Consider the following 25,325-nt stretch of genomic DNA (forward strand, 5'->3'; position numbering starts at 1 on the left):
CAACATGGTCAAGGCCGCCGGCATGGAACTGTGCTGCGGTGCCCTGATCGGCATGGGCGAAACCCTGGAACAGCGCGCCGAACTCGCCGCCCAGCTCGCCGCCCTCGAACCCCACGAAGTCCCCCTGAACTTCCTCAACCCCCGCCCCGGCACCCCGCTCGAAAACCAGGGCATCATGGACGGCAAGGACGCCCTGCGGGCCATCGCGGCGTTTCGCCTCGCCATGCCCCGCACCGTCCTGCGCTACGCCGGCGGCCGGGAACTGACGCTCGGCGACCTCGGCACCCGCGAAGGCCTCATGGGCGGTATCAACGCCGTCATCGTCGGCAACTACCTCACCACCCTCGGCCGCCCCGCCACCGCCGACCGCGAAGGCCTCATGGGCGGTATCAACGCCGTCATCGTCGGCAACTACCTCACCACCCTCGGCCGCCCCGCCACCGCCGACCTCAACCTCCTCGTCGAGTTGAACATGCCCATCAAAGAACTCCAAAAGACACTATGAACAGGGTTTCATCCACCGGCCGCTCAACCGCCGGCAACCCGGCGGACGCAGCCACCGCTAAGTTTTGCGGCCACTGCGGCGAGCCGTCCGACGGCGGCGCCAGCCCGACGTCGGACGTTCACCTCCGCTGCGGCGAGCAACTCACCATGGAGCCGCCGCGCTACTGCGCCGCCTGCCGGCGCCGCATGAAGGTCCAGGTGACACCGCTCGGCTGGAGCGCCGAATGCTCCCGGCACGGGGGGCTTGCACCATGACGGGCACGTCCATGGGCCTGATCGAGCGGGACCGCGCACGGTTGTGGCACCCGTACGCCCCGGCGTCCCCGAACCTTCCGCTGTGGGAGGTTGAGGCGGCCGACGGCGTGCGGCTGCGGCTTCGCGGCGAGGACGGCGCACGCCATGAGGTGCTGGATGCGATGTCCTCGTGGTGGTCGGTGATCCACGGCTACCGCAACCCGGTGCTGGACGCCGCTGCAAAGCGGCAGCTGGAGAGTTTCAGCCACGTGATGTTCGGCGGCCTCACGCATGCCCCGGCGGTGGAACTGGCCGAGCGGCTGGCGGACATGGCGCCTTCCGCGCCCGGACGGCCGGGCCTGGAGCGGGTGTTCCTCGCGGATTCGGGTTCGGTGGCCGTGGAGGTTGCACTGAAGCTGGCGGTGCAGTTCCAGACCGCGTCCGGGCACCCTCAGCGGCAGCGGTTCCTGAGCATCCGCGGCGGTTACCACGGCGATACGTTCGCGGCGATGGGGGTCTGCGATCCCGTGGACGGCATGCATTCCGCGTTCCCGGGGCTGCTGGCCGGCAACGTGTTTGCGCCGCGTCCTCCGGCGGCAGCGTCAGCCACGCCCGAGTCCGTAAAGGCGTGGGCATCCGAGCTCGGCGACATCGCGGCTGCGCATTCCGGGGAGCTGGCTGCGATCATCGTCGAGCCGGTCCTTCAGGGTGCGGGCGGTATGCACGCCTACCCGGCCGCCTGCCTGACAGCGTTGCGGGAGGCGGCGGACCGGCACGGGCTGCTCCTTATTTTCGATGAGATCGCCACGGGTTTCGGGCGCACCGGCGAGCTTTTCGCGGCCGATCATGCGGGCGTCGTGCCGGACATCATGTGCGTGGGCAAGGCCCTGACCGGTGGCTACCTGACCCTGGCCGCCATGCTCTGCACAGCTGAGGTGGCGGCGATGGTTTCCAACGGCAACGCCGGGGCGCTGCTGCACGGCCCGACCTTCATGGGCAACCCGCTGGCGTGTGCGGTGGCCAACGCCAGCCTCGGCATCCTTGACGACGGCGGCTGGCGCGCCGACGTCGCCCGGATCGGCGCGGCCCTGTTATCGGGGCTCTCCCCCGCCCTGGATCTTGAGGCCGTCCGGGATGTCCGCACCATCGGCGCCGTCGGAGTCATCGAGCTGCACGACGCCGTCGACGTCACCGCGGTGACCGCCGCGGCGATCCGGCACGGGGTCTGGGTCCGGCCGTTCCGGAACCTCGTTTACACCATGCCGCCGTACATCAGCACGGCGGCGGACGTTGACCAGATCACCGCGGGCATGACGGGCGCCGTCGCCGAAGTCCACGAGCGCGTCCCGGCACGGTCCGGGGGCGCGGCGTGAGCAACTCGATGACCCAGTGGCTTGAGCGGCAGGCCGCAGTTCGGGACCGCCGGGGCCTGGTCCGCCGCCCGCTCGTCCGCGCCGCGGACGAACAGTTCATCGACCTGGCCAGCAACGATTATCTGGGCCTCGCGGCGGACCCGCGGGTTGCCGGGGCGGCTGCGGCGGCCGCGTCGCTGTGGGGCGCGGGCGCAACGTCCTCGCGTCTGGTCGCCGGAACCACCCGGCTGCATCTGGACCTGGAGCAGGAACTGGCCATGCTGGCCGGGATGGAAACGGCGCTGGTGTTTTCCTCCGGCTACCTGGCCAATATCGGTGTGATCACGGCGCTCGGCGGCCCCGGGACCCTGATTGTGGCCGATGAACACTGCCACGCCTCGATGATCGACGGATTCCGGCTCAGCCGCTCCCGCACCGAATCCTTCACCCACAACAGCGTGGCGGAAGCCCGCCGGCTGATTGCCGGCCGGCCGGAGCCGCGCGCGCTGATCGCCGTCGAATCCCTCTACAGCGTCCTGGGCGACGAAGCCCCGCTCGCCGGGCTGCTGGCTTTGGCCGAGGAGCATGACGCCGTGCTGCTCATCGACGGGGCCCACAGCCTCGGAATCACCGGCGCCGGTGACTTTCAGGGCCGCGGTGCGGTGGCCGGGACAGCCCTCGCCGGGCATCCGAACGTAATCGTGACCGCGACACTGTCCAAGGCCCTGGGCAGCCAGGGCGGAGCAGTCCTGGGCTCCGCGCTGCTGCGGGAACACCTCAGCAACCGTGCCCGGAGCTTCATCTTTGACACCGGTCTGGCGCCCGCCTCCGCCGCAGCGGCCCTCGCTGCGGTGCGGATCATCCGGGAAGAGCCCTGGCGGGCCGGGTCCGTCCGGGACAACGCTGCGGCGCTGGCCGCCGGGCTCGCCCCTGCCCTGGAGGCCCGTGGTGCCACTATCCACCGGCCCGCTGTCGAGCAAACGGCGGGGGCCGTCCAGTCCATCGCCATGCCGTCGGCCGAATCGGCCCTGGCAGCCGCCGCCACCGCGCGCACCGCCGGCGTCCGGATCGGCTGCTTCCGCCCGCCGTCCGTCCCGGACGGGATTTCGCGGCTGCGGCTCACTGCCCGCGCCACCCTTACACCCGAGGAAATCGAAGACAGCTGCGCCGTGCTGCGCGGCATTTTGGAGGAACTTCCATGAACCTGCCCGCCATCATCCTGGTCACCGGTACCGACACCGGCGTCGGTAAAACCATCACGACGGCGGCCCTCGCCGCCGTCCTCCACGGAATGGGGCGCAGCGTCGCGGTTTACAAACCGTGCCAGTCAGGCGCAGCCGCCGGTGATTCCGACACGACCGAAATTGTCCGGCTCGCCGGTGTCGTGACAGCAGAAACCGGAGTCGTCCTGCAGGAGCCGCTGGCTCCTGTCGCCGCTGCTGCCGTCGACGGAACTCCGCTTCCCCGGGTTGTTGCGCATGCAGACCGGGTCCGCGAGCTGGCTGCGTCCCACGACCACGTCCTGGTTGAGGGCGCAGGCGGTCTGCTCGTGGAACTGGATTCCGGCGGCGGCACCCTGGCGGACCTCGGATCGCTCCTGACCGCGGCATTTGTGCTCGTCGCCCGGCCGGCCCTCGGCACCCTGAACCACACCGCCCTGACCCTCGAAGCGCTGGCCGTGCGAGACCTTCGGGTTCTCGGTGTGGTGCTCGGAAGCTGGCCCGGATACCCTGACTTCGTCCACCACAGCAACCGGAAAGTGCTCGAGACGCTGCGGGTGCCTTTCCTGGGGGTGCTTCCCGAGGGGGCCTCGGAACTGTCCCCGGCCGATTTCCGGGCCGAAGCCGCTGCCTGGCTGAACGGCCTGCCCGCATGAACCCGGTGATGATGACCGCGGGTCCCGCGCCGCTGGTGCAGGAAGAGACGGACGTCACGGGTCAGACTGCCGGTGCCGGCCGGGCGCGTTGCCCGTACCTCGTGGTGCGCGATCCTGACGCGGTCCGTGACGTACTGCACCGGCCCACCGACTTCAGTCCGGCAAATGCCTTGATCGCGGTAACCCCACTGGCAGGGCCTGCCCTGCGAGTGCTGCAGCGCGTCCGCTTTGCGCTGCCTCCAGTCCTGGCCAGCAACGACACGGACACGCACGCCGGGATCCGCAAGGTCGTGGCCGGTTTCTTCACTCCTGCCACCGTCGCCGCCATGGAGCCTCGGATCCGTGAACTGGCCCGGGAAGCGGCACAGAACACTGCGGACCAGCTCCACTCCTCCGGCCAAGTCGAATTGGTGCAGACTGTCGCGGCGTTTACCCCGGCAGTCGTGATGCTTGAACTCCTCGGGCTGCCCGTTCGGGACCTTGCCGATCTCAAGCGCTGGGGCCTTGACTCCATGGAGTTGTTCTGGGGGTGGCCCGACGAGGCCCGGCAACTTGAATTGGCCCGGAGCGCTGCCGATTTCTATGTCTGGCTGCGGAAGCTCGTCGCGGAATCCCTGACGGCGCCCGGACGCAACCTGTTCAAGTCCCTGGCGGAGCACGGCCTGACCGGGCCGGAAATCTGTTCGCTGGGCTACTTCCTGCTGATCGCCGGACAGGAGACAACCACCCAGCTGATCAGCACCACCCTGTTCCGTCTCCTGGAGGGGTCCGCACCGGTGAGCTGGAGGAATGCGGCGTCCGAATCAGGCTCCCGGACCATGGTCCGGCACGTGCTGGCCACCGAATCGTCCGTCCCCACCTGGCGACGCGTTGCAGCCCACGACACGAACCTCGCCGGCGACCCGATCCCGGCCGGCGCCGAAATCCTCCTCGAACTGAGCGGCAACCACATCACCGCACCGGCCGCACCCGGAAGCTCATCCATTCCTGCCCAGGCGGCCGGGCACGGACAATCCACCGGCTACGGCTTGGTTTTTGGCTCCGGCATCCACCGCTGCCTCGGAGCAAAGCTCGCAGAACTCGAGGCGGCCGTCATCGTCCAGGAAACTGCTGCCGCGTTACCTCTCATCCAGCTGCGGGAGCAGGAACCTGAATGGATCCGGTTCTTGTCCTTCCAAGCCCCACAGAAGGTCCTTGCATCGAGCGCAGGTGTTGACTGAAGAGGTGTTGTCCTTCGGGGGTTGCGTCCGGCGCCGATCGGATCCTTACTTATGGGAGGAGCCCATGCCACCGCGTAAAGCGGGCTTAACGGTACCTCTGCACGCCCGGGTTTCATCCCGGAGCCGCGTGACAAGCAGACCGAAGCGGCAAGGCCACTCCACCGTCTGATATTGGAGGATCAACATGTTCGCTAGAGTCAGCACGTACCGCCCCGGCCCTGAAAGCTCCGGAACGCCCTCGGAAGAGACCATCAACCGTGTACTTGAGTTGCCGGGGTGCCGCGGCATCTACTATTTGTTCGGCCAGGACAACAATTCTTTGTCCATAACCCTCTGGGAGGACGCGAAAGCACTGGCGGCAAGCCAGCAGCCTGCCGACCGTATCCGCTCGGAAACCAGCGCCGAGCAGCATATGCAAATCCTCAAAGTGGAGGAGTACGAAGTGCTTACGAACCAGCTCAAGGAGTGACCCTCAGCCGGAGAAGCCGCCGCGGCTACGCCGAAAGCACCGGGTCCTGCCGCTCACCATATCTGGCGTTCACGGGTCATTCCGAACGGCACACAGTCGTTTAGTTCGACCGTGAACTGGTGCGAATTAAGGCGAGTAACCAGAATTCCGCGACGTTCGCGGACGGCCGCCGCTCTTACCGTTTTCACTGCTGCATCGAGTTGGCCTTCCATACTCGACCGGTCCCCAACGGTAACCGTCACCGGTAGCTCAAGAGTGCTGATTGTCATGGATGTTCCTTCCGGAAAGAACGCGGATCCCATTCTCAGGTGTATTGACTCCAATCCTAAACATACGTACGCTTGTTCGTAGTGGGGATGTGAGTTAGATCATCACGATGATCCCCGAATATCGTGAGCAGCGGCGGCAGCAGCCGCCAGATGCAAGGAGGCATCTTGAGCACTATCCAGAGCCGCGCACCCAAGAAGGACTCGTCGGTCAAAACGGTGCGCGCGTCAATGATCGGAACCGTCGTGGAGTACTACGATTTCGGCATCTACGGCTATATGGCCACCGTCCTCGCGGCGCTGTTCTTCGTCAAGGGTGATCCTGCAGCGGGGCTGTTGGGAACCTTTGCAACGTTTGCTGTCGCCTTTATCGTCCGCATCCCAGGAGGCATTCTCTTCGGCCACATAGGCGACAAGTACGGGCGCAAGCGTGCGCTGTCCTGGACGATTCTGCTGATGGCAGGGGCGACAGCGGCCATTGGCCTGCTGCCGAACTACCTGACTCTTGGCGTCTGGGCAACTGTGATCCTCGTGCTGTGCCGTTGCCTCCAAGGGATCGCCGCCGGCGGTGAACTCGGCGGCGCAATGGCCTTTGTGGCGGAGAAATCGCCGGCCCACGCCCGCGGGTTCCAGACTTCCATCGTGAACGCAGGGACCTATATCGGCTCCCTGTCCGCTTCCCTTGTCGCGTTACTTCTCAACACGGTCTTCAGTCCGGAGCAGGTCCTGGACATCGCATGGCGCATCCCGTTCCTGCTCAGCCTGGTGCTCGGCCTGGTAGGTATCTGGCTTCGGACACAGCTCCATGACACTGACTCATTCCTTGAGATGCAGGCCAAAAATGAAATTGCCGAGGTTCCCTTTAAGGCGCTCGTCAGCAGGGCAAAAGGCACCATCCTGAAGATCACGGGCCTCGGAGCGTTCATCGTGGGCGGATACTACGTCTGCTCGATCTACGCTGCGTCCTACATGCAGACCAGCGGCCACCTCACGGCCCAGCAGGCGTTCTGGTCGACCTGTGTTTCCCTCACGGTCGGCGTCGGCATGCTCATGCTCTCCGGCCATCTTGGGGACCGCTTTGGACGCAAACGCCTCATGACCATCGGCGTCGCTGTCGGTCTTGTCGGCGCCGTGCCCGCATTCATGCTCATGGCCAGCGGTACGCCTTTCCTGGCCACCTGCGGGCAGGTTCTCCTGGTGAGTGCCGTGGCGACGGTCTCCGGCAGCTCCTTCTCCACCTATGCAGAACTGCTTGAGCCGCAGTTCCGGTACACCGGCATCGCGCTGGGCAACAACCTGACAAACCTCACCCTCGGCGGCACCGCGCCGTTCTTCTGCGAGTTGCTGATCCGGGCCACCGGCTCAACGTTGTCCCCGGCGTTCTACATGATCGGATGCGCCGCCCTCACCGCACTGGCGCTGTTCTTCATCCCGGAAACCAGCCCGGCGAAGCGAAAGCCAATCGGCTCGGACGTGGTGCAAGAACTTAAAGAACCCCAGCACCACTAGGACTGCTCAGGCTGCCCGGCCGCGAAGAGCACAGCACGGAAAGAGGCTGGCCCGGTACCGTTCGACGGTACCGGGCCAGTTGCTTTGTACATGCCACACGCTAAGGACCTCTGCGGATGCTTCCGCAAGGGGTTCTTGGCGAGCGAACAAACCCGGAGTGCAGGCTTGCCCTATTTCGATTGTCTAGCGCAGCCGCTGCAGCCTGCGATCGTTGTTGATGATCCACTCCAGCAGCATCCGTCGGCTGACTTTACCCCTGTCCGTCAGGGGCAGCTCATCCAGTGAGAAATATTGGTGAGGCCTTTTGTCCCGTGTCAGAACCGCCTCCAACCCAGCGCTGAGGGCCGTTGCGGTAAGACCCCCGATCGACGGAACGACCCCGGCAACGACACGGCGCCCGCGCAGATCATCCGGTACGCCGACTGCAACGGCAGCTTCAACGCCAGGAATTGAGGACAGGGCGAGTTCGACCTCGTGCGGGTAAACGTTCTTGCCCGCAGTGATGATCATGTCCGAGCTCCGGCCGAGTATGTGGAGATCGGAGCCAAAAAGGTAACCCTGGTCCCCGACGGTGTAGCGTCCGTTGAGGCAGCGAAGAGCGTGCCCGTCATCTCCCCAAAGGTAGCCTTCGCACACCATGGGGCTTGTGACGCTGATATTGCCGGGGGTGCCATCGGGCAGGGGTACGCCGTCGTCATCGAGGATCTGCACTTGCACGCCGGGGAATGGCCGCCCAATGGACGTGCCTGCAGCGTCGAGTGGTTCCGCTGCGGCGAGTCCGCGGCCGGAGACGAAACTGAGTTCCGCGGCACCGTAATACTCGAAGATAGTCGCATTTGGCGCCCAGCGCCGGGCGGCCTTGAGTGTGCGGGCATCGAGCTTGGATCCGGCACAGATGATGGTTCTGATCGCGGAGGCGTCTACCGACGCCATCAGTCCTCGTTCGCTAAGAAGCCGGAGCATCGTGGGGACGACAACCAACCTGGTGATGCCGTCATGGGCGATGACAGCGTGGGCGTCTCCGACATCGAAATGGCGCAGTGTATGAAATTCGGTACCGGCATAAAGGCATTCGGAAAGCGCAAAAAGGTTCAGACTTGCAGAGAGCGGCCCCGGGGCGAGGGTTTTGTCGTCCGGTCGGAGGCCGAAGAATTCGATTGAGGCATCAAAGGACGTTTGCCAGGACCTACGGGAACGCGTGAAGCCTTTCGGCGTCGCGGTAGTTCCTGCGGTGAATCCGATGAGGAAGGTTGAGTCTGGCTCGCCGTCTTCCAGCTCCGTGCCCGCGGCGCGAGAGGCCGACGGCAGCATCCGGGTGATCTCTTCGCGGGTCTGTGATGTCCAGGCCGGATCGAATACAGCGATCTGCCGTCCCCTGGCTACCCCTGCGCAGTAGAGCGCAGCGAATTCGGCCGAGTTGGGTTCGGAGAGGATGTAGGTCTCCGGAGTGGAGGGGACGAGCTCTTCGGCTGCTCCACGAAGTTCCGCCCAGCTGAATCCCCGGTTGCCGACAGCGATTGCGAGGTCATCAGGACGCAGGTCCGCCCACTTCTGAATTCTGTTGAGGAAAGGCACGGGATCACATCCTGTCGGGTTCGGTTGGCTTCTTGCAGCGTCCAGGAGCGAGTCCGGGCTCGTACCGAGGTAAGTACGCGCGGCAAGAAGGTGGCGCGCGTGGCAACAGTTAATTAATCGACGCAGGCCGGGCGGCGTCGTGCCGGCCGGCCTGCGTCATGCGGGAACCGCGGGTGGTTTTGGTGTGTCGTTTAGGGGCTACACGTGCAGTGGGATCTCGGCTTCCGCGTTCTCGCGTCGCTTCATCAGGGCGGTGCGGCGGACCACGCAGACCAGATCGCCGTGCTGGTTGTAGCCGCGGTGTTCGATGCCCACAATCCCGGTTTCCGGCCGGGACTTGGAAACGCGCTTGTCCAGTGCCTCTGTTTCCACGCGAAGGGTGTCTCCGAAGAAGACGGGCTTGGGGAACTCGATGTCCCGGAACCCGAGATTGCCCAGGGTTGTCCCGAGCGTTGTTTCCTGAACGGGGATCCCGGTAACGAGTCCCAGCGTGAAAATGCTGTTGACGATCTGCTTGCCGTACATGCTCTGCGCAGCAAACTCCGCATCGAGGTGCAGGGGCTGCACGTTCATGGTCAATGCCGTGATCAACAGGTTGTCCGTCTCGGTGACGGTCCGAGTGACTTCGTGGCGGATCACTTCGCCTACCTGGAAGTCTTCGTAATACATTCCGGCCATGGTGTGTCTCCTGGTTGTGGTGGGTGTGTCTGGTGGTTTGTTCTGGCTAGCCGATGCCCGCGAAAGCGAGAGCCTGTCGGGCGTGGTTGGCATGGGCCAGGTCGATGTGGTCTCCTCGGTAGGAGACAGCACCGTGCCCTTGGCGTTGGCCGTCTTCGAAGGCCTTTACGAGCCCTTCGTAGTAGTCACGCGTCGCAGCAGACAGGCCGTAGGACTCGTTTGCCACCGGGGCGTGCGTGGGATGGATCAATACTTGGCCGGTGTAGCCGAGGCCGTGGTTGTCCGCGGCGAAGCGGCGCAGGCCGTCAATGTTTGTGACCTCCTGCCAGAGTCCAAGAACGATGCTTCGCAGGCCTGCGGCGCGGGCGGCGAGGACGACTTTGCTGCGTAGGTAGAGTGTTTCGGTTCCCTCCGGGGTCCAGCTGAAGCCCACTTCGCGGGACACGTCTGCGTCCTTGGCCGCCGCGGCCATGACACCGCCCACCCGGGGTCCGGCCAGAATCTCATCGACCTTGCTGATGGAGGCCGCCGTCTCCAGCGAGGGAATCAGTTCCACAGTTCCCCGGGGGACCTGGTGCATGATTTCCGCGGCAGTGACTAGCGCGTCGAAGCGCACCACGTCATCACGTGAGAAGAGCTTAGGCAGCAGGTATCCGGTCAGGCTTCCGTGGGTGGTCTCCGCGATGTCGGCTCCGAAGTGCACGGTGTCAAGGGCGTTGGGACGGATGAGGATCCCTTTGTCCCCGGAGTGTGCCCTGAGCGCGTCAAGTGCGTTGGTCCGGGCCAGCGCCTTGTCCGGTTCCGGGACCGAATCTTCCAGGTCGATGATGATGGCATCGGCTTCCGACGCAAGGGCCTTGTCGATCCAGCTTCGCTTATGGCCGGGGACGAACAGGAGCGAACGGAAGGGCTTCATCAGATCGCTCCTTCCAGGACCAGTTGGGTCAGCAGGGTTCCTGCTGCCATCGAGTCACCGACGACGGCGTGGACCTGGCCGACGGTTCCGGCGGCGGGTGCCTGGATGGGGTTCTCCATTTTCATCGCCTCCAGCACGAAGAGGATGTCCCCCGCGGCGACGTCCTGTCCCTCTTCGACGTTGACCTTAATGATGGTTCCCTGCATGGGTGCCTTGACGCTGCCGTCTGATGCCTTGCCTTTGCCCCGTACGCGGGTGTTGCGCGGGCGTTGTCCGCCGCCGGTGCCGGCTTCATCTGCCGGCGCGGCCCAGCTTGATCCGTGTCCGTTGGCATGTCCTGCGCCGGCGCGGTCCGAGAACTGGGGAATGATGTAAAAGCGTCCGCCCACTTCCACCTCGTTGCGTGCCAGCGGTTCCTCTTCGGGCTCCTCCGAGAAGTCCACGGTCTCTTCGAGCCAGCGGGTGGTGAAGCGGGCCGAGCGGAAGTCCTCGTGGCGAATAACCTTGAGTGAAGCCGGGACCGTAGTGGGAACGCCGCGGACCATGAGCCGTTCGAGACCGTCTTCAAGCCTCGCCAGAGCCGTTTCACGGTCCGGCCCGTAGGCGATGAGCTTGCCGATAAGGCTGTCATAGAACGGGAGTACTTCATCCCCACTCTGGTACCCGGTGTCGAACCGGAGACCCTCGCCTTCGGGCGGGGTCAGCTCTTCAAGAAGACCGGGTGCCGGAAGGAATCGCCCTCCGGCCACGTCCTCGGCATTGATTCTCGCTTCGATGGCGGCACCCTGGGGGGTCAGACGGTCGCGGATGCTGAGTTCGTCTCCCGCAGCCACTCGGATCTGTTCGGCAATCAGGTCCACGCCGTGGACCATCTCGGTAACCGGGTGCTCCACCTGGATGCGGGTGTTCATTTCAAGGAAGTAGAACTTTTCGCCTTCGACGAGGAATTCCACGGTGCCGGCGCCGGCGTACCCTACGTGCTGGGCGAGCCGGACGGCGGCTGCTCCCATTGCTGCCCTAAGCTCCGGCGACAGGCCAGGCGCCGGGGACTCCTCAACGAGTTTCTGGTGGCGGCGCTGGACCGAGCAGTCCCTGTCCCCCACATAGATCGTGTTTCCGAGCTTGTCGGCAAATACCTGTACTTCAACGTGCCGGGCGCTGGTGAGGTATCGCTCCAGATACACCTCGCCGTTGCCAAATGCTGCCGTTGCTTCGCGGACAGCCGCGGCGACGGCATCCTCGGCCTGCTCTTCGGATTCGACCAGCCGCATGCCACGTCCGCCGCCGCCAGCCGATGCCTTGACGAGGATCGGGTATCCGTGTTCGGCGCCGAAAGCAACAACGTCTTCGGCTCCGGTGATGGCGCCCTTGGAGCCCGGGGCGAGCGGGACCTCCGCCGCGATTGCGACTGCCCGCGCCGCAACCTTTTCCCCCATGGTGGATATCGCTTCGGGGCTGGGGCCGATGAACGCCAGCCCTGCTTCTACGACCGCCCTGGCGAAGGCAGCGTTTTCGGAGAGGAATCCGTAACCCGGGTGGATGGCTTGGGCGCCGGTTTCACGCGCAGCCGCGATGATGCGTTCGATGTTGAGGTAGTTCTCGCTTGCAGCGCCGGGGCCGAGGTCGACGGCTTCATCGGCTTCGCGTACGTGAAGGGATGCGGTGTCAGCTTCTGAGTGGACCGCAACTGACTGAATTCCGAGGGACCTGCAGCTCCGAATGACACGGACGGCGATTTCGCCCCGGTTGGCGATGAGGATTTTGCTAAACATGGTTGTTCCTGTCGTGTGTGAGTCTGTGGCGTCCGTTTATTGCAGAATGCAGCGGTTGGCTGTGGCGCCTAGTGTGTTGATGCTCGTCTCAAGCAGCGATCCCGGCTGGAGGAATTCCTTCGGATTGCGGCCGTCGCCGACTCCGCCAGGTGTTCCGGTGAGGATGACGTCGCCGGGACGCAGGGTGGTGATGGCCGAGATGTACTCAACGAGTGCCACGGGCCCGAATACGAGTTCGGAGGTGCGGGAGTGCTGTTTTGTGTTGCCGTCGACGCTGCAGCTGATGTCCAGGTCCGGTTCGGCACCCGTCTCATCGACCGTCACAAGATATGGCCCGAGCGGCGTCGTTCGGTCAAAGGTCTTTCCCTGCAGCCATTCCGGCGTCCGTCGCTGAAAATCACGGGCCGAGACGTCATTGGCCACGGCGAATCCCGCGATGGCGTTGCGTGCAGCAGTCTGGTCCGCGCGGCTGACGGTGGTACCGATGATGACCGCCAGTTCGCCCTCCCAGTCGATGCTCGTGGAACCGGGAGGAAGCACGATGTCGTCGTGCGCACCGATGAGGGAATCGGAAAATTTGGCGAACAGGGTCGGGAATTCGGGAAGGTCCCTTCCCATTTCCAGAATGTGATCCCGGTAGTTCAGACCCACGCAGATGATCTTGCCCGGATGCGGCACGACGGGGGCAAAATCCGCGTCCTCGGGCCTGACAGGTGCTCCTGCGACGTGGGCTGACCAGTCAGGGGACCCGGCCTGCAGCCAGGAGCCCACGTCGGCAAAGGCCAGCGGCAATACCTTGCCGCCGTCCAGAACCGCGGCGCTGGTTCCTTCGTTTGTACGGATTGTTGCCAGTCTCATGCGCCCCACCCCAGATTCACTTTCAGCTGACTCTTGACCAGCTTTCCCGCAGCGGACCGGGGCAAGTCCTCCGGCCGCACAAACACCATTTTCTTGGGGATTTTGTACCCTGCCAGATGCTGGCGCAGGAAGCCCGAAAGCTCGGACGCATCTGTCTGCACACCGTTCCGCAGGACTACGACCGCCCGGACTTCCTCGTCCCATTTCGGGTCGGGCACCCCGAGAACCACGGCCTCCAGGACGGAGGGATGAAGGTGCAGGACCTGCTCGATCTCGGCCGAGTAGACGTTTTCGCCTCCGGTCTTGATCATTTCCTTCAAACGGTCCCGGAAGTAGAAGTAGCCTCGTTCGTCCCTCACAGCGAGGTCACCGGTGTGCAGCCAGCCGCCTCGCATCGCCTCCGCAGTTGCTTCCGGGCGCCCGAAGTACCCGGTCATCAGGCCGGGGCCCCGCACGCAGATTTCGCCCAGTTCCCCTGGCTTGACTTCCTTGCCATCGGGATCATGCAGCTGAGCCTCAGCCAGGAGGTACTCGGTGCCGATCGACCCGTCCACTGCCGGGTCGAGCATGTCAGAGGGCTTGAGTCGGGTCACCATGGGACCGGCTTCAGTCAGACCGTAGCGGAAATAGAGTTCTGCGCCCGGCAGCATCTGGGTGAAAAGTTCCTTGTCCGGCATGCGGAGGAGTCCGGCTCCGGTATGGACGCTCCTGAGGTTCTTGCGAATAGCCGGGTCGCTCAGGATGCCGCCGTCCATGAGCCGTCGCAGCATGTTGGGGATCATAAAGGTGTTGGTGATGGCTTCACGGCCCACGAGGTCTACGACTGACTCATCGCTGAACTTCTGGGCGATGACGCTGGTGGCTCCCGCGATGAAATGCGGAACGAGCCAGCATAGCAGCGCTGCAGAATGGAAGAGCGGCGTGACAATCAGCCCGCGCTCATTTTCACGGGTTCCGACCCCGCAGTCGTACATTTCATTGATCGCATTCGCCAAGGCCGATCTGTGCGACAACACGACGCCCTTAGGCGTCCCGGTGCTTCCGCCGGTGTAGATGATGCACAGCGGCGATTCAGGGTGTGCAAGATCCTCGAGAGGGCCGGTTCCGGTGCGAAGCCTGTCGATTTCACTGCCTTGCCGGATTATCAGCGGCAGAAATTCGGCGCGCTGGGCAATGATCTCCAGAGCCTGCTCCAGCAAGTGAAGGTGAGTCTCTTCCACGAGAATCACACTGGCTTCTGTTTCCAGAATGCCGGCAGCAAGTTCTGCCGGTGCCCATCGCCAGTTGTACGCGATGTAGACCCCGCCGGCCGCTGCAACGCCGAGGAACGCCTCGGCGTTGAATAGCGAGTTGCCGGCAAGTACGCCAACCCCGTCCCCTGCCCCAACGCCCGAAGCGCGCAGTCCCCTGCCCAGCTGCCAGGCCCTTTCTGCGGCTTCGCCAAACGTGACTCTGCCATCCACGCCGACGAAGGCTTCCCTTGCGGGGTTACGCCGGCTGTTCAGGCGAATCCAGTCTCCAATAGTTCGCATCGTTGCCTCTCTGGAACGAAATTCAGCTCTCTGAAGTTACCCACGCTGGCAACTCCCGTGATACGAACAAGCGTACGTCCGAAAGCTGACATTCGCAACGCCGCTGATAGTTTTCGTCCACCCTTACCCGTGGGCGACTCTGGCGTCGGCGTCGGCCACCTTCAGTTCGCGCAGCGCCAGCTTGGTGTAGATGGCGACGATCTCGTCCAGGTTCATTCGTCCTCCGGGCTTAAACCAGCTGGCGATATGGGTGGCCTGGGCCACGAAGCTGTAGACGTGGATTTTGGCGTCGATGACATCGGCAAGTCCTGCGCGCCCGGCATCCTCGACCAGCCCCTGAAGGAACAGCTCGTATTCGTGTCGCTTGTCGATCACCACCTGACGGGCGCCGTTGGAGAGCGAGCGCAGTTCGGCGTTGCCAATGAACACTTCCTGGGCGTGTTCTGCATGGAAGGTCAGGTTGGCCGCCAGCGCAGCCTGAAGCTTATCGACTGCATCCCCGTCATGAAGCGCCGCTTCGCGAGCAGCGGCGACGAGATCGTCAATGACCCCGCCCATGATCTGTAGCAGCAGGTGCTCTTTGCTCTCGATGTGGTTGTAGAGGCTGCCTACCTTCAATCCGGAGGCGGTTGCGACCTGTCGCAGGCTTGTCGCATCGTAGCCCCGATCAAAGAACAGCTTGGCAGCCTCCGCCCGAATCACGTCCGCGCTGTGCCGCTCGTTCACTACCGTCATCGCATACCGCCCTTCCGTTTCGCCGTGCTGTTGCCTCAGGCCAGCTGTTGTCCCACCGGACGACAGGCCGGGGTGTTGACAATCCCCTCGCAAACTCGTTCACTGTAATGAACGTACGAACGATCGTACTCCTACACGATGAGGTGTGTCTTGCTCGATCAACTATTCGAACCGATGGTCCTTGGCGGCCAAACCCTGCCCAACCGCTTCGTACTCCCTCCCCTCACCCGGAGCAGGGCCCAGGCAGACGGTGTTCCGACTCCCCTTATGGTCGAGTACTACCGGCAGCGGGCAGGTGCAGGCCTCGTGATCAGCGAGGGCACCGTAGTTTCACCGCAGGGCTCCGCCTATGCGCAGGTCCCGGGCATGTACACGGCGGAGCAGGTCGAGGCATGGCGCCCCGTCGTCACCGCCGCTCGTTCAAAGGGCGCTGCCGTTTACGCGCAGCTATGGCATGTAGGCCGTCAGGCCCACTCCTGCGTGCAGCCCGATGGATGCCCGCCGTTGGGGCCCTCACCCATTGCCATCTCCGGATGGGAATACCGCAGCCCGGACGGACCGGTCCCCTTTGAAGTTCCCCGGGAGCTCAGCCAGGAAGGGATCGCCGAAATCGTCGGGCAGTTCGCAACGGCAGCGCAGAACGCGGCCGCGGCCGGCTTCGATGGGGTGGAGCTCCACGCCGCAAACGGATACCTGTTTGACCAGTTCTTCAACTCCAGTTCCAACCAGCGCTCCGACCAATACGGAGGAACCATCGAGAACCGGCTCCGCTTCCTCTTTGAGGTCATCGAAGCCGTCAGCGGGATCATTCCCGTCAACCGGATAGGCGTGCGTATCTCACCGTCTTCGAGCTGGATGGACGTATCTGATCCGGACAAACGGAGCCTTTACTCGGCGTTGGTGCGCGGCGTGAATGAGCGCGGATTGGCATATCTTCACATGGTCGAACCGGGGATCGCCGGAGCCGTCGACGCGCTGGCGGACCCAAACGCAATTCAGAGCGCCGAACTCAGCGAGCTCTTCGACGGCCCCGTCATCGTCACGGGCGGCCATACTCCCCAGACTGCAGCCGCAGCTGTTGGATCGGGAAGTGCTGACCTCGTGGGCTTTGGGCGTCTCTTCATTGCCAATCCCGATCTGCCCCGCAGGATCAGGAACGGCGCTGACCTCGCTGACCTCCGTGAAGAAGGGCTCTACGCCGGCGGCCCTGCAGGGTATACCGACTACCCCGAACTTCAGTCCTCCAACTGATAATCCGACGAGAGATGAACCACGACGTGAACCCGAATCCGCATGCCCCCTACGTCGCCCCGCTCGGGCTCAACGTGCTGATAACGGGGGCGGCGGGAGGAATGTGCCGCGGAATCAACAAACGACTGGGAGAGGCCGGACACATACTGCTTTGCGTCGACCTCGACCTGGAACGCTGCCAGGCGGCCGTGGAGGAGCTCCGGGCAGGAGGGGCGACTGCGTATGCATTCGCCGCCGACGTCACCCGGGAAGAAGATGTGAAACGCCTCAGAGGCGAGATCAAAGACACGGTTGGCGACGTTCAGGCCCTCATTAACGCGGCCGGAATCCTGGACCGAAAGATGCTCCTGGACCATGATGTCGCTACGTTCGCCCGCGCCATTGATATCAACCTCGTGGGTCCTTTTGCCCTTATTAGGGCCTTTGCAGAGGACCTGCTGGCCGCGAACTGGGGGCGGATCATCAATATCTCCTCCATCGCCGGGACCACGGGCTATCCGTATCCCAGCTACGCAGCTTCAAAGGCAGGCCTCTCGAATCTCACCCGATCGCTACTCATGGACTTCTGGGGCACCGGGGTCACGGTCAACTCTGTATGCCCGGGCGTCGTGGACACTCCCATGGTCATCCAGCAGGTACGGGACCAGGTCCGGAACAAAGTTCCGACCGGAAAGATCGTCGACCCTGAGGAAATCGGCGCGCTGATCGCGTTCCTGCTCACCGACGACTCGCGCAGTATTAACGGCGCGGACCTGGTGATCGACGGCGGGGCCACCCAGATTTTCCGTCTCTTCGACACGTCTCCGGCCTGAGCTGATGGAGATCACCGGTGTCCTTCAGAGAGAGGCGTGGCTGAACAAATACATGCCGCCCGTGGAGTCCGTGGCAGAAGGCGTTTGGTCTGTCCCCGTCGTGTTTCCGGACAACCCCATGCGTTACACGCTCGCCTACATCGTGGTCGAGGACGAGGACTGCCTGGTTGTGGATCCGGGCTTCGACAGTTTTCAAGGCCGGCTGGACCTTATCGCCGGCCTGAGTGCCGCGGGAGCAACTGTTTCGGACGTGACGGGAATTCTCGCGACCCATTTCCACACGGATCATCTGGGCATGGCCAGATGGTTGCGCCGCTGGTCAGGCGCATGGATCGCCCTGGGGAAGGCTGAGAAGCGCTATATTTCCGCGTTCACAAACGCTTGGGAAGAGACGGCTGCCGACCGCGCCCGCATGCGGACATGGGGTGTCCCCGAAGACAGAATCAACGAGGCGGCTCTGGACGTTGACGGCCTGATGCACTTGCGGCGGCTTGCGGACGCTGACCTGCGGGTAGGCGACGGTGACACCGTCCCAATTTCCCGAGGCCGCCTGAGCGTGGTGGAAACGCCCGGACATACTCCCGGTCACATCTGCCTGCGGGACGATAGCCGAGAGATCTTCCTAAGCGGTGACCACGTTCTTCCGCGGATAACACCGAACGTGTCCCTAGAGATGCGGGGCGACCCTGACCCCTTGCGCAGCTGCCTGCAATCCCTGGACCGCATCGAAGGAGACGAGGCCTTCGAGGTACTTCCCGCACACGAGTACCGATTCCGCGGCCTCAGCGACCGTGCTCGCGAGCTCAAGTCCCTGGCCCTGACCAGGTCCGACGAAGTCCTCGCTCTCCTAGAGAAGCAGGGGCATCCCACCATATGGACAATTGCCACACAATTGCATTGGTCAAGGGGATTTCCCTCACTGGGCGGCGTTCAGTTGCGGCTCGCCCTGAGCGAAACAGCGGCGCACCTGCAATATCTGCGGACATCCGGCGTCGAACACGGCGTAGAAGGCTTGCCGGCGCGCCGTTCGACTGGCTCAACGCTGTTGCGATAGCGGCGGGCATACGAAAGCGAACCCCACGGGTTACCAACAAACACTAGAAAACCTGTTAAAAGACGGCGCCGGGAAGGACATTGTCCTTCCCGGCATGTCCCGTCCGCGCCGGGCATTCCCACGATTGCTGACGCTCAGGCCTGCCTTCCACTGCCCGCACCGTTTGACGCCAGGACGTCCTGAGAAGCCGGCTCGGCGTCGAGATTCAGACGGTGGTCCATCCGCTCCCTTTTGGTCTTCAAGTAGCGGATGTTCTGATCTCTGTAGGGGACCTCGGTGGGCACCATGTCGATTACGGCAAGCCCGGCCCGGCTGAGGCGTTCCTGTTTGTCAGGGTTGTTGCTGAGGAGCCGAATCTCCCGAAGACCCATTTCCATCAGGATCTGAGCTGCTGCGTTATAGCATCGGGCATCCACGGGCAGGCCCAGGTGTTCGTTGGCCTCTACGGTATCCAGACCGGCTTCCTGCAACGCGTACGCCTTGATCTTGTTCGCAAGTCCGATTCCCCGCCCCTCCTGGCCTCGAAGATAAAGCAATGTACCACCGCATCGACTGATGACGTCCAGTGCATAGTCGAGCTGCTCGCCGCAGTCACACCTGTACGAGCCAAATACATCACCGGTGAGGCATTCTGAGTGCAGCCTGACCAGCGGGGCTGCCCCGCTCGTATTCGGAACCGGCCAGCTGACGGCAAGGTGTTCGACTCCGGTAATCCCGTCAGTCCAGGCCTGGACCCGAAAGACTCCGAACTTCGTGGGCAGGTCTACTACCGGCCCGGAGTGAACCGGAGGTGGACCGCGCACGGCCGCCACTGCAGCGCTTGCTTCCAAAGCTGACATTGCCCTTCCTCATTTCACTGATGGAACAGGCATGTGGGTTGCCTCTCCCCCGTGGGGCAGCAAGCCGCCTGATCCTCCTTGATCGTTCTTACTTACGCGGTAGAAGGGGGCGATCGTACGTGCGGTCACCACGGAGTCTGCCACCCCGACGAGGAAGGACCGGATCCAGGGACCCGGCCCTTCCCCCGTTCAAGCGCTGAGGTCGATTTCCCTCTCTTCGGCCAGGAACCAGCGCATGTCATCGAGGAATTCATGCTCGTGTTCGAAGAGCAGCCTCGCTTCCTCACCGGCATAAGCCTTTTTTACGTCTGCCACACTGTCGAACCAGAGTTCTGCCATGCCATTGAAGGGCCACTGCTTGCCATGTTCGATGGCCGGATTCTGCCTGTACCGCCTTAGCCCCGGCAACTTCCGGACCCGTACCGGGTGCTCGACGTTCCATTTATGGAGGAATTCCTCCCGGCTTAGTCCGGCTTTTGCGGTGAGAACAGCTACGACTTTGATCATGGCCGGCCCTAGACCGGGGTGACGGCCTGGCGCCGCTCCACGGGGACAGCCTTGCGTCGGCCATACAGATCCAGGCGCACCATCAGGTCGGCACGAAGATCGTTAGCGGGAACGACCGCTTCGACCGCGTTGGCATTGGCGATCTTGAAGACGTCGATTCCCTCGGCATACTCAGCGTGCTTTTCCATAATGAACTTCTGGCGTTCTTCAGGATCAGCAATCTCATGGATCTGGTTGTAGTAGATGCCGTTGACTGCCGCGTCCGGGCCCATCAGCGCCGGGCGGGCTGTCGGGAGTGCGATGACCGCGTCGGGGTTCATCGGTGCACCCGACATGGCAAGGTAGCCGCCACCGTAGGCCTTACGTACCAGCACCGTGATGCGGGGAACCCTGCACTCGGACACTGCGAAGATCATCTTGGCGCCGTGACGGATGATGCCTTGGCGCTCTACGGCAGACCCGATCATGTATCCGGCGATATCAACCAGGAAGATGATCGGAATGTTGTACGCGTTGCAGATCCAGATGAAGCGCGCTGCCTTGTCGGACGAGTCAGGGAAGATCGACCCACCCATGTGCTTTGGCTGATTTCCCACCAGCCCCACCGGCCGGCCGCCAATCCGGGCAAACCCGGTCAGCATCTCTGCAGCAAAGAGTTCCTTATACGGGAACCAGCTACCTTCATCGACCAGAGACTCGACAAACTCTTCCATGTCGAACACTTCCGCCTCCCGCAGCGGAACGATCTCCTCCAGAGTGCGGCCGGGGCGGGGCTCCACGGCCGGAGCCACCGGAGCCGGCAGCTCCCAGTTGGCAGGCAGGAAACTCAGCCAAACCCGGATGGCGGCAATGGCTTCGGCGTCGTCTTCCACCAAGACATCACCCAGACCGGAGACGGTGCAGTGCATCTCAGCCCCGCCCATCTCCTCCAGGGTGACTTTCTCGCCCGTCACCATCTCAGCGAGACGCGGAGACCCCAGATAAGCAGTCGCATGTCCGCGGACCATGATGGTCATGTCGCAAAGGGCGGGAACATACGCAGAACCGGCGGGAGAGGGTCCGAAAAGTGCGCAGACCTGCGGGACCCGCCCCGAAATCTGGACCTGGTTGTAGAAGATGTTTCCCCATGCGTGACGGCCTGCAAAGCTCTCGAACTGCTCATCGATGCGAGCACCGGCCGAATCAAACAAATAGACCAGAGGGATGCCGGCCGCGTTGGACTTCTCCTGTGCGGCAGTGATCTTTTCGAACGTCCTGTTTCCCCAGGTGCCCGCCTTGACGCTGAAGTCATTGGCGATAACGCAGACCTGCCGGCCGTCGACCCGCCCGAAGGCAATGACGACCGCGTCGCCCGGCAGCCCATCCTCGAACCGGGCCAAGAGCCCGTCCTCAATATATTCATTGTCATCAAACAGCAACGCGAGACGGTCTCGAACCAGCAGTTTGCCGGAATCGACGATCTTCCGGCGGTTCTTCTCTGAACCTCCGAGCTTTGCCTGGGCGAGCTTCTCCTGGAGAAGTTCGTGCACTGTCGGCGCTTCGGCTGCCGCCGTCGGCGCCTCGGCTTCCGCGATCGTAGTGGTGCTCATATAGGCCTCCAGTTGAAACAGCATTTAATTACTTGCGCATTACCAGTATACGAACAAGCGCTCGCTAGTCTAGTCTTGACTTATCGAAAACAATAACGGCGCAACACGGCGTCTCGGTTTGAGGAGTGACATGCAGGATTACGACGACGAAATCACCCGGGTTGCAACGCAGGCGCCCAAGGGGCGCCCGGACCACTACTGGGATGCACTCACCGAGGGTGACCGCATCCACAGTCCCGGAATCACTGTCAGTGAGGCGCATCTTGTCCAATGGGCCGGTCTGACCGGCGACTGGGTATCGCTGCATTTGGACGCCGAGTACGCTGCAAAGACCCAATTCGGCCAGCGTATTGGGCATGGGCCGCTGACCCTCTCAGTGGGGTTGGGCCTGCTCACTCAGACCGGATACTTCACAAACGTCACCGCATGGCTTGGACTGGATGAAGTGCGGGCCGTGCAGCCGGTGTTTATCGGAGACACCATCCACGTCGAAGCAACCGTAAGGACGGCGCGCGCAACAAAGAGGCCAGATGCGGGAATCTGGACCCTCGACTACACGGTGGTCAAACAGGATGGAAGCGCAGTGATGACGTTCACGAGCAGTTTCATGATCAAGCGGCGCTGATGGTGGAGTCCACGATGGAAGCGACTATGCAGGAAGCCTTGAATCTGGTCGAGGCTCCACCCAGGGCGATAGCCGAGACGCCGGACAGGGCTGCCCTACGGAACAGAGTGCGGTCAGTCCTTGCCGCCCATTTGACGCCCGAACGGCTTCGTTATTTTGATGAGGCCGAAGAATACGATCTTGAACTTTTTAGGGCACTCGGGGAATCAGGACTGATCCAGCTCGACGGTGAGCTGCACGGGTCCGGCCCCTCCCATGCCGCTCAGAGCATTGTTCTGGAAGAACTCGGAGCGGGACCGACCTCCATTGGAGTGAGTCTGGTGGTTCAGTTCATGGGACTGGAGTTGCTGCATACCCATGGGTCCGCGGAGCAGCGGGAGCGGTTTCTTGCGCCTCTGCGCTCGGGTGATGCCCGAGTTTCGTTCGGACTTAGTGAACCTGGCGGGGGGACGGACATCGCACGTGTCATGTCCACGACTGCAGTCAGACTCAGCGATGGTTCCTTCTCAATCAACGGGGCTAAGAAATGGATTGGAGGGGCCATGGACTGCGACTTCTTCATCCTTTTGGCCCGCACCGCTCCTCTCACTGATTCGGCAGTTGACGGCATCACGACGTTCCTTATCCCGCGATCAAGCCCTGGCATCCACACCGAGGAAATCGACACTATGGGCATCCGGGGTTTGGCACAATGTGATGTCACTTTCGAAAACGTCCGGGTGCCCCCTGAATTCGTTCTTGGGGACGAGGGGCGCGGGTTCCGGCAGGTGCTTGGCACCCTCAACGGTGAGCGCCTTAACGGAGCAGCCGTAGCTTTGGGGATCGCTCGAGGGGCCTTGGACACTGCGGTCGCATGGGCGAGAAACCGGCAGGCGTTTGGCCGTGCTGTCGGTTCGTTTCAGGCCCTCCAGCATGATCTCGTAGACGCAGCCGTCAAGGTCGAATCGGCCCGCTTGCTCCTGCAGCGGGCCGCCGATGCTTCAGACGCTGCTGGAACCGCCGACGGCACGTTGTCGGCCATGGCAAAGCTCGCCGCATCGGCCGCGGCAACGGGAGCCACAGATACCGGCATGCGTGTCATGGCAGGCTGGGGCATGGCCCGCGCCCTGCCCATGCAGCGATTCTTCCGGGATGCCAGGCTGTACACCTTCGCTCCGCTGACCGACGAGATGACTCGAAATTACCTGGGCGAGAAAATGCTGGGTCTCGAGCGTTCCTACTGAATACAGCAACAGGGAGGGCCGGGCTGAAATTATCAGGCCGGCCCTCCCTGTGTTTACGGGTTGCTTGTCAGGACTTGTAGTCGATCTCCAGGTCGGCCACATCCTGGTCAGCGAGGTTCACGACAATGTTGTCCGGTGTGCGGGTCGTCATCCAGATCAGCTCTTCAGTCTTGCTGGCGTTCCCCTCGATGTGAGGCATGAAAGGCGGCACAAAGACGAAGTCCCCTTCTTCGAGGTAGACGATTTCACTGTAGCGCTCGCCGAAGCGGATGAAGCCCCGGCCCTTGAACACGTAGCCGCCGGTTTGAGCCTCACCGTGGTGGTGCGCATCCGAGATTTCGCCAGGTCCGGTGTAGACCTTTCCAAACCACAATTTATCCGCAGCACTGTTTTCCTTGCTGACCCCGGAGATGCGTCGTGCATTCTGTGTCTGACCCGGAGCCGCCTGCAAATCGCTGGCGCGGTGGACACGGAAGATGTCCGTGTTTTTGTTGATGTCGAAGGCGACGTCTGTCATCGCTGGTCCTTTCAAAGTGGCTTCGGTGGCACGTTCTGGATCGGTCCACCCAAACGGTGAACGTCCTCCCACCAAGTATCCTGTGGAAGTCCGATTGGGTCAATACTAGCGTTTGTTCGTAAACTAATTAGGAAAGATTTCTATTAACCAAGGGTGCTTAATCAGATGAATCGAAAAATGCTCAAGTCCAAGATCCACGGGGCCACCGTCACTGAGGCGAACCTCCACTACGTAGGGTCAGTCACCGTTGACCTAAACCTGCTGGACGCTGCAGACATCCTCCCGGGCGAGCTAGTCGCGATCCTTGACATCACCAACGGCGCGCGCCTCGAAACATACGTCATCGCCGGTGAACGCGGCTCCGGCGTCCTCGGCATCAACGGTGCGGCAGCACACCTCGTCCACACCGGCGACACTGTAGTCCTCATCACCTACGCCGAGATGACGACGGACGAAGCTAAGGCATACAGGCCAGCTGTCGTGTACGTCAACGACCGCAACTCCGTCATCCAAGTAGCGACCGATCCATCCGCCCCCGCACCCAGCAGCCCGGCCACGGCCGCCTCCGCGTCACAGCGAAGAAGTGTTGTCGACAAGCCCAAGGCGCTCGCCTGGTCCGGCCCTATCCCCCACTGAGCAACTTCCGGGCGCAAACCAACGGTCTTAGCACCCTCACCGACTAGTGAAAGCGACAGGATATGACCACTGAAACCACCGACTTCCAGATTGACTGGCGTCAACAACAACGTCACTACGAAGGGCTTTTGCGATGACGAGAATGCTGATTATCGGACCTCCGGGTTCAGGCAAGGGAACGCAGGCGGATCGGATCTCCGAACGCCTCGGCGTCGTTGCGATCTCCACCGGCGATATCTTCCGCGCCAACGTCATGGGTGAGACGCCGCTGGGCGTCGAGGCCAAGAAGTACATGGATGCCGGCGATTTCGTGCCGGACAGCGTCACCAACAAGATGGTGCGCGACCGCCTGAGCGAGGACGACGTCGAGAACGGCTTCCTGCTGGACGGTTACCCGCGCACCACCGCGCAGGTGGACTACCTCGATGAGATCCTCGCCAACGGTGAGCAGAAGCTGGACTTTGTCCTGCAGCTGACTGCCGATGACGAGGAACTGGTGCACCGGCTGCTCGGCCGTGCCAAGGAAACCGGCCGCAGCGACGACAACGAAGCCGTCATCCGCCACCGCCTGGATCTGTACCACGAGCAGACCGAGGCCGTTGTGGCCAAGTATGCCGAGCGCGGCATCCTGACCCGGGTTGACGGCATCGGGGGCATCGACGAGGTCACCGACCGCGTCATGGAGGCCATCAAGGCACCACAGACCGCCTGCCCCTAGTCAGCAGTTTGAAGGCTCCTCCCGGTATCGGGAGGAGCCTTCTTTGCTTCCTGTCGAC

26 protein-coding genes and 1 pseudogene are annotated in these 25,325 nt (G+C 62.9%); 15 read left to right on the forward strand and 12 right to left on the reverse strand.

All coding sequences use genetic code 11. The features are described 5' to 3' along the window. The 7 genes and pseudogenes from ASF98_RS14545 to ASF98_RS14575 form a co-directional block, all read left to right on the forward strand. Nucleotides 1-505: pseudogene (locus tag ASF98_RS14545) on the forward strand (hypothetical protein); the annotation flags it as partial. Then, entirely contained in the window at nt 502-759 is a 258-nt protein-coding gene (gene bsaP / locus ASF98_RS14550; RefSeq protein ID WP_055803025.1) for a biotin synthase auxiliary protein BsaP, read from the forward strand. The pseudogene ASF98_RS14545 and the gene bsaP, both read left to right, overlap by 4 nt. Next, nucleotides 756-2,111, forward strand: a complete 1,356-nt coding sequence (locus tag ASF98_RS14555) for an adenosylmethionine--8-amino-7-oxononanoate transaminase (RefSeq protein WP_055803027.1) — start codon at nt 756-758, stop codon at nt 2,109-2,111. The genes bsaP and ASF98_RS14555 overlap by 4 nt, the downstream gene beginning before the upstream one ends. An 8-nt stretch (nt 2,112-2,119) precedes the next feature. Then, nucleotides 2,120-3,292, forward strand: a complete 1,173-nt coding sequence (locus tag ASF98_RS14560; protein ID WP_055803093.1) for an aminotransferase class I/II-fold pyridoxal phosphate-dependent enzyme — start codon at nt 2,120-2,122, stop codon at nt 3,290-3,292. Next, complete coding sequence (gene bioD, locus ASF98_RS14565) at nt 3,289-3,966, forward strand: dethiobiotin synthase (protein ID WP_055803029.1); 678 nt, start codon at nt 3,289-3,291, stop codon at nt 3,964-3,966. Before ASF98_RS14560 ends, bioD begins: the two co-directional genes overlap by 4 nt. Then, nucleotides 3,963-5,186: a cytochrome P450 gene (locus ASF98_RS14570; RefSeq protein WP_235506008.1), complete on the forward strand. Its 1,224-nt coding sequence runs from the start codon at nt 3,963-3,965 to the stop codon at nt 5,184-5,186. Before bioD ends, ASF98_RS14570 begins: the two co-directional genes overlap by 4 nt. Before the next feature lie 184 nt (nt 5,187-5,370). Continuing rightward, nucleotides 5,371-5,655 carry a hypothetical protein gene (locus tag ASF98_RS14575; protein WP_055803031.1) on the forward strand — a complete coding sequence of 95 codons (285 nt, stop codon included), beginning with the start codon at nt 5,371-5,373 and terminating at the stop codon, nt 5,653-5,655. Between the two features lie 53 nt (nt 5,656-5,708). Here the strand turns inward: ASF98_RS14575 and ASF98_RS14580 are convergent, their stop codons facing one another. Continuing rightward, nucleotides 5,709-5,924: a hypothetical protein gene (locus ASF98_RS14580; RefSeq protein ID WP_055803033.1), complete on the reverse strand. Its 216-nt coding sequence runs from the start codon at nt 5,922-5,924 to the stop codon at nt 5,709-5,711. 165 nt (nt 5,925-6,089) lie between these two features. Here ASF98_RS14580 and ASF98_RS14585 point away from each other — a divergent pair, with 165 nt between their 5' ends. Next, complete coding sequence (locus ASF98_RS14585; protein WP_200939374.1) at nt 6,090-7,430, forward strand: MFS transporter; 1,341 nt, start codon at nt 6,090-6,092, stop codon at nt 7,428-7,430. Between the two features lie 183 nt (nt 7,431-7,613). Here ASF98_RS14585 and ASF98_RS14590 read toward each other — a convergent pair whose 3' ends face one another. From ASF98_RS14590 to ASF98_RS14620, 7 genes are all read right to left on the reverse strand, one after another. Next, nucleotides 7,614-9,005, reverse strand: coding sequence for a class I adenylate-forming enzyme family protein (locus tag ASF98_RS14590; RefSeq protein WP_055803035.1), 1,392 nt, complete (start codon nt 9,003-9,005; stop codon nt 7,614-7,616). 198 nt (nt 9,006-9,203) lie between these two features. After that, nucleotides 9,204-9,683: a MaoC family dehydratase gene (locus ASF98_RS14595; RefSeq protein WP_055803037.1), complete on the reverse strand. Its 480-nt coding sequence runs from the start codon at nt 9,681-9,683 to the stop codon at nt 9,204-9,206. Between the two features lie 46 nt (nt 9,684-9,729). Beyond that, on the reverse strand, nt 9,730-10,599 hold the full coding sequence (locus ASF98_RS14600; RefSeq protein WP_055803039.1) for an HpcH/HpaI aldolase/citrate lyase family protein: 870 nt from the start codon (nt 10,597-10,599) through the stop codon (nt 9,730-9,732). Then, complete coding sequence (locus ASF98_RS14605) at nt 10,599-12,371, reverse strand: acetyl-CoA carboxylase biotin carboxylase subunit (protein ID WP_055803041.1); 1,773 nt, start codon at nt 12,369-12,371, stop codon at nt 10,599-10,601. The genes ASF98_RS14600 and ASF98_RS14605 overlap by 1 nt, the downstream gene beginning before the upstream one ends. 36 nt (nt 12,372-12,407) lie before the next feature. Continuing rightward, the gene (locus tag ASF98_RS14610; RefSeq protein ID WP_055803043.1) at nt 12,408-13,229 is read right to left on the reverse strand and encodes a fumarylacetoacetate hydrolase family protein; all 822 of its coding nucleotides are present in this window, start codon (nt 13,227-13,229) and stop codon (nt 12,408-12,410) included. Continuing rightward, nucleotides 13,226-14,761: a class I adenylate-forming enzyme family protein gene (locus tag ASF98_RS14615; RefSeq protein ID WP_055803044.1), complete on the reverse strand. Its 1,536-nt coding sequence runs from the start codon at nt 14,759-14,761 to the stop codon at nt 13,226-13,228. The genes ASF98_RS14610 and ASF98_RS14615 overlap by 4 nt, the downstream gene beginning before the upstream one ends. Before the next feature lie 123 nt (nt 14,762-14,884). Next, nucleotides 14,885-15,496, reverse strand: a complete 612-nt coding sequence (locus ASF98_RS14620) for a TetR/AcrR family transcriptional regulator (protein WP_055803046.1) — start codon at nt 15,494-15,496, stop codon at nt 14,885-14,887. A gap of 150 nt (nt 15,497-15,646) precedes the next feature. On the opposite strand from ASF98_RS14620, the gene ASF98_RS14625 reads away from it, so the two are divergent. From ASF98_RS14625 to ASF98_RS14635, 3 genes are read left to right on the forward strand one after another with little or no spacing between them, the layout of a single operon-like run. Continuing rightward, nucleotides 15,647-16,747 carry an alkene reductase gene (locus tag ASF98_RS14625; protein WP_082506862.1) on the forward strand — a complete coding sequence of 367 codons (1,101 nt, stop codon included), beginning with the start codon at nt 15,647-15,649 and terminating at the stop codon, nt 16,745-16,747. A 14-nt stretch (nt 16,748-16,761) separates the two neighbouring features. Then, nucleotides 16,762-17,559, forward strand: a complete 798-nt coding sequence (locus tag ASF98_RS14630) for an SDR family NAD(P)-dependent oxidoreductase (protein WP_055803050.1) — start codon at nt 16,762-16,764, stop codon at nt 17,557-17,559. A 4-nt stretch (nt 17,560-17,563) separates the two neighbouring features. Then, on the forward strand, nt 17,564-18,613 hold the full coding sequence (locus tag ASF98_RS14635; RefSeq protein ID WP_235506015.1) for an MBL fold metallo-hydrolase: 1,050 nt from the start codon (nt 17,564-17,566) through the stop codon (nt 18,611-18,613). Nucleotides 18,614-18,747: 134 nt separating this feature from the next. Here the strand turns inward: ASF98_RS14635 and ribA are convergent, their stop codons facing one another. The 3 genes from ribA to ASF98_RS14650 all read right to left on the reverse strand — a co-directional run bounded on the left by ribA (nt 18,748) and on the right by ASF98_RS14650 (nt 21,572). Further along, a complete protein-coding gene (gene ribA, locus ASF98_RS14640) occupies nt 18,748-19,452 on the reverse strand; it encodes a GTP cyclohydrolase II (protein WP_055803052.1) in 705 nt (234 codons plus the stop codon). A gap of 189 nt (nt 19,453-19,641) precedes the next feature. Beyond that, the gene (locus ASF98_RS14645; RefSeq protein WP_055803054.1) at nt 19,642-19,959 is read right to left on the reverse strand and encodes an EthD family reductase; all 318 of its coding nucleotides are present in this window, start codon (nt 19,957-19,959) and stop codon (nt 19,642-19,644) included. An 8-nt stretch (nt 19,960-19,967) separates the two neighbouring features. Further along, entirely contained in the window at nt 19,968-21,572 is a 1,605-nt protein-coding gene (locus ASF98_RS14650) for an acyl-CoA carboxylase subunit beta (RefSeq protein ID WP_235506020.1), read from the reverse strand. Between the two features lie 106 nt (nt 21,573-21,678). Here ASF98_RS14650 and ASF98_RS14655 point away from each other — a divergent pair, with 106 nt between their 5' ends. Beyond that, the gene (locus ASF98_RS14655) at nt 21,679-22,173 is read left to right on the forward strand and encodes a MaoC/PaaZ C-terminal domain-containing protein (protein ID WP_055803056.1); all 495 of its coding nucleotides are present in this window, start codon (nt 21,679-21,681) and stop codon (nt 22,171-22,173) included. Nucleotides 22,174-22,199: 26 nt separating this feature from the next. Beyond that, on the forward strand, nt 22,200-23,396 hold the full coding sequence (locus ASF98_RS14660; RefSeq protein ID WP_268760432.1) for an acyl-CoA dehydrogenase family protein: 1,197 nt from the start codon (nt 22,200-22,202) through the stop codon (nt 23,394-23,396). Nucleotides 23,397-23,463: 67 nt separating this feature from the next. Here ASF98_RS14660 and ASF98_RS14665 read toward each other — a convergent pair whose 3' ends face one another. Beyond that, nucleotides 23,464-23,913: a cupin domain-containing protein gene (locus ASF98_RS14665; protein WP_082506864.1), complete on the reverse strand. Its 450-nt coding sequence runs from the start codon at nt 23,911-23,913 to the stop codon at nt 23,464-23,466. A gap of 165 nt (nt 23,914-24,078) precedes the next feature. Here ASF98_RS14665 and panD point away from each other — a divergent pair, with 165 nt between their 5' ends. Then, nucleotides 24,079-24,549, forward strand: a complete 471-nt coding sequence (gene panD / locus ASF98_RS14670; RefSeq protein ID WP_082506865.1) for an aspartate 1-decarboxylase — start codon at nt 24,079-24,081, stop codon at nt 24,547-24,549. A gap of 142 nt (nt 24,550-24,691) precedes the next feature. Continuing rightward, complete coding sequence (locus ASF98_RS14675; protein WP_200939376.1) at nt 24,692-25,267, forward strand: adenylate kinase; 576 nt, start codon at nt 24,692-24,694, stop codon at nt 25,265-25,267. Nucleotides 25,268-25,325: the final 58 nt, after the last annotated feature.

Source organism: Arthrobacter sp. Leaf337 (genome assembly GCF_001423745.1).
GTDB lineage: Bacteria > Actinomycetota > Actinomycetes > Actinomycetales > Micrococcaceae > Arthrobacter.

What these genes read in the sequence shown, in the direction of transcription:
- bsaP (WP_055803025.1), top strand. Translation starts at nt 502, where the DNA reads ATGAACAGGGTTTCATCCACCGGCCGCTCAACCGCCGGCAACCCGGCG.
- ASF98_RS14555 (WP_055803027.1), top strand. Translation starts at nt 756, where the DNA reads ATGACGGGCACGTCCATGGGCCTGATCGAGCGGGACCGCGCACGGTTG.
- ASF98_RS14560 (WP_055803093.1), top strand. Translation starts at nt 2,120, where the DNA reads ATGACCCAGTGGCTTGAGCGGCAGGCCGCAGTTCGGGACCGCCGGGGC.
- bioD (WP_055803029.1), top strand. Translation starts at nt 3,289, where the DNA reads ATGAACCTGCCCGCCATCATCCTGGTCACCGGTACCGACACCGGCGTC.
- ASF98_RS14570 (WP_235506008.1), top strand. Translation starts at nt 3,963, where the DNA reads ATGAACCCGGTGATGATGACCGCGGGTCCCGCGCCGCTGGTGCAGGAA.
- ASF98_RS14575 (WP_055803031.1), top strand. Translation starts at nt 5,371, where the DNA reads ATGTTCGCTAGAGTCAGCACGTACCGCCCCGGCCCTGAAAGCTCCGGA.
- ASF98_RS14580 (WP_055803033.1), bottom strand. Translation starts at nt 5,924, where the DNA reads ATGACAATCAGCACTCTTGAGCTACCGGTGACGGTTACCGTTGGGGAC.
- ASF98_RS14595 (WP_055803037.1), bottom strand. Translation starts at nt 9,683, where the DNA reads ATGGCCGGAATGTATTACGAAGACTTCCAGGTAGGCGAAGTGATCCGC.
- ASF98_RS14600 (WP_055803039.1), bottom strand. Translation starts at nt 10,599, where the DNA reads ATGAAGCCCTTCCGTTCGCTCCTGTTCGTCCCCGGCCATAAGCGAAGC.
- ASF98_RS14605 (WP_055803041.1), bottom strand. Translation starts at nt 12,371, where the DNA reads ATGTTTAGCAAAATCCTCATCGCCAACCGGGGCGAAATCGCCGTCCGT.
- ASF98_RS14610 (WP_055803043.1), bottom strand. Translation starts at nt 13,229, where the DNA reads ATGAGACTGGCAACAATCCGTACAAACGAAGGAACCAGCGCCGCGGTT.
- ASF98_RS14615 (WP_055803044.1), bottom strand. Translation starts at nt 14,761, where the DNA reads ATGCGAACTATTGGAGACTGGATTCGCCTGAACAGCCGGCGTAACCCC.
- ASF98_RS14620 (WP_055803046.1), bottom strand. Translation starts at nt 15,496, where the DNA reads ATGACGGTAGTGAACGAGCGGCACAGCGCGGACGTGATTCGGGCGGAG.
- ASF98_RS14630 (WP_055803050.1), top strand. Translation starts at nt 16,762, where the DNA reads ATGAACCACGACGTGAACCCGAATCCGCATGCCCCCTACGTCGCCCCG.
- ASF98_RS14635 (WP_235506015.1), top strand. Translation starts at nt 17,564, where the DNA reads ATGGAGATCACCGGTGTCCTTCAGAGAGAGGCGTGGCTGAACAAATAC.
- ribA (WP_055803052.1), bottom strand. Translation starts at nt 19,452, where the DNA reads ATGTCAGCTTTGGAAGCAAGCGCTGCAGTGGCGGCCGTGCGCGGTCCA.
- ASF98_RS14645 (WP_055803054.1), bottom strand. Translation starts at nt 19,959, where the DNA reads ATGATCAAAGTCGTAGCTGTTCTCACCGCAAAAGCCGGACTAAGCCGG.
- ASF98_RS14650 (WP_235506020.1), bottom strand. Translation starts at nt 21,572, where the DNA reads ATGCTGTTTCAACTGGAGGCCTATATGAGCACCACTACGATCGCGGAA.
- ASF98_RS14655 (WP_055803056.1), top strand. Translation starts at nt 21,679, where the DNA reads ATGCAGGATTACGACGACGAAATCACCCGGGTTGCAACGCAGGCGCCC.
- ASF98_RS14660 (WP_268760432.1), top strand. Translation starts at nt 22,200, where the DNA reads ATGCAGGAAGCCTTGAATCTGGTCGAGGCTCCACCCAGGGCGATAGCC.
- ASF98_RS14665 (WP_082506864.1), bottom strand. Translation starts at nt 23,913, where the DNA reads ATGACAGACGTCGCCTTCGACATCAACAAAAACACGGACATCTTCCGT.
- panD (WP_082506865.1), top strand. Translation starts at nt 24,079, where the DNA reads ATGAATCGAAAAATGCTCAAGTCCAAGATCCACGGGGCCACCGTCACT.
- ASF98_RS14675 (WP_200939376.1), top strand. Translation starts at nt 24,692, where the DNA reads ATGCTGATTATCGGACCTCCGGGTTCAGGCAAGGGAACGCAGGCGGAT.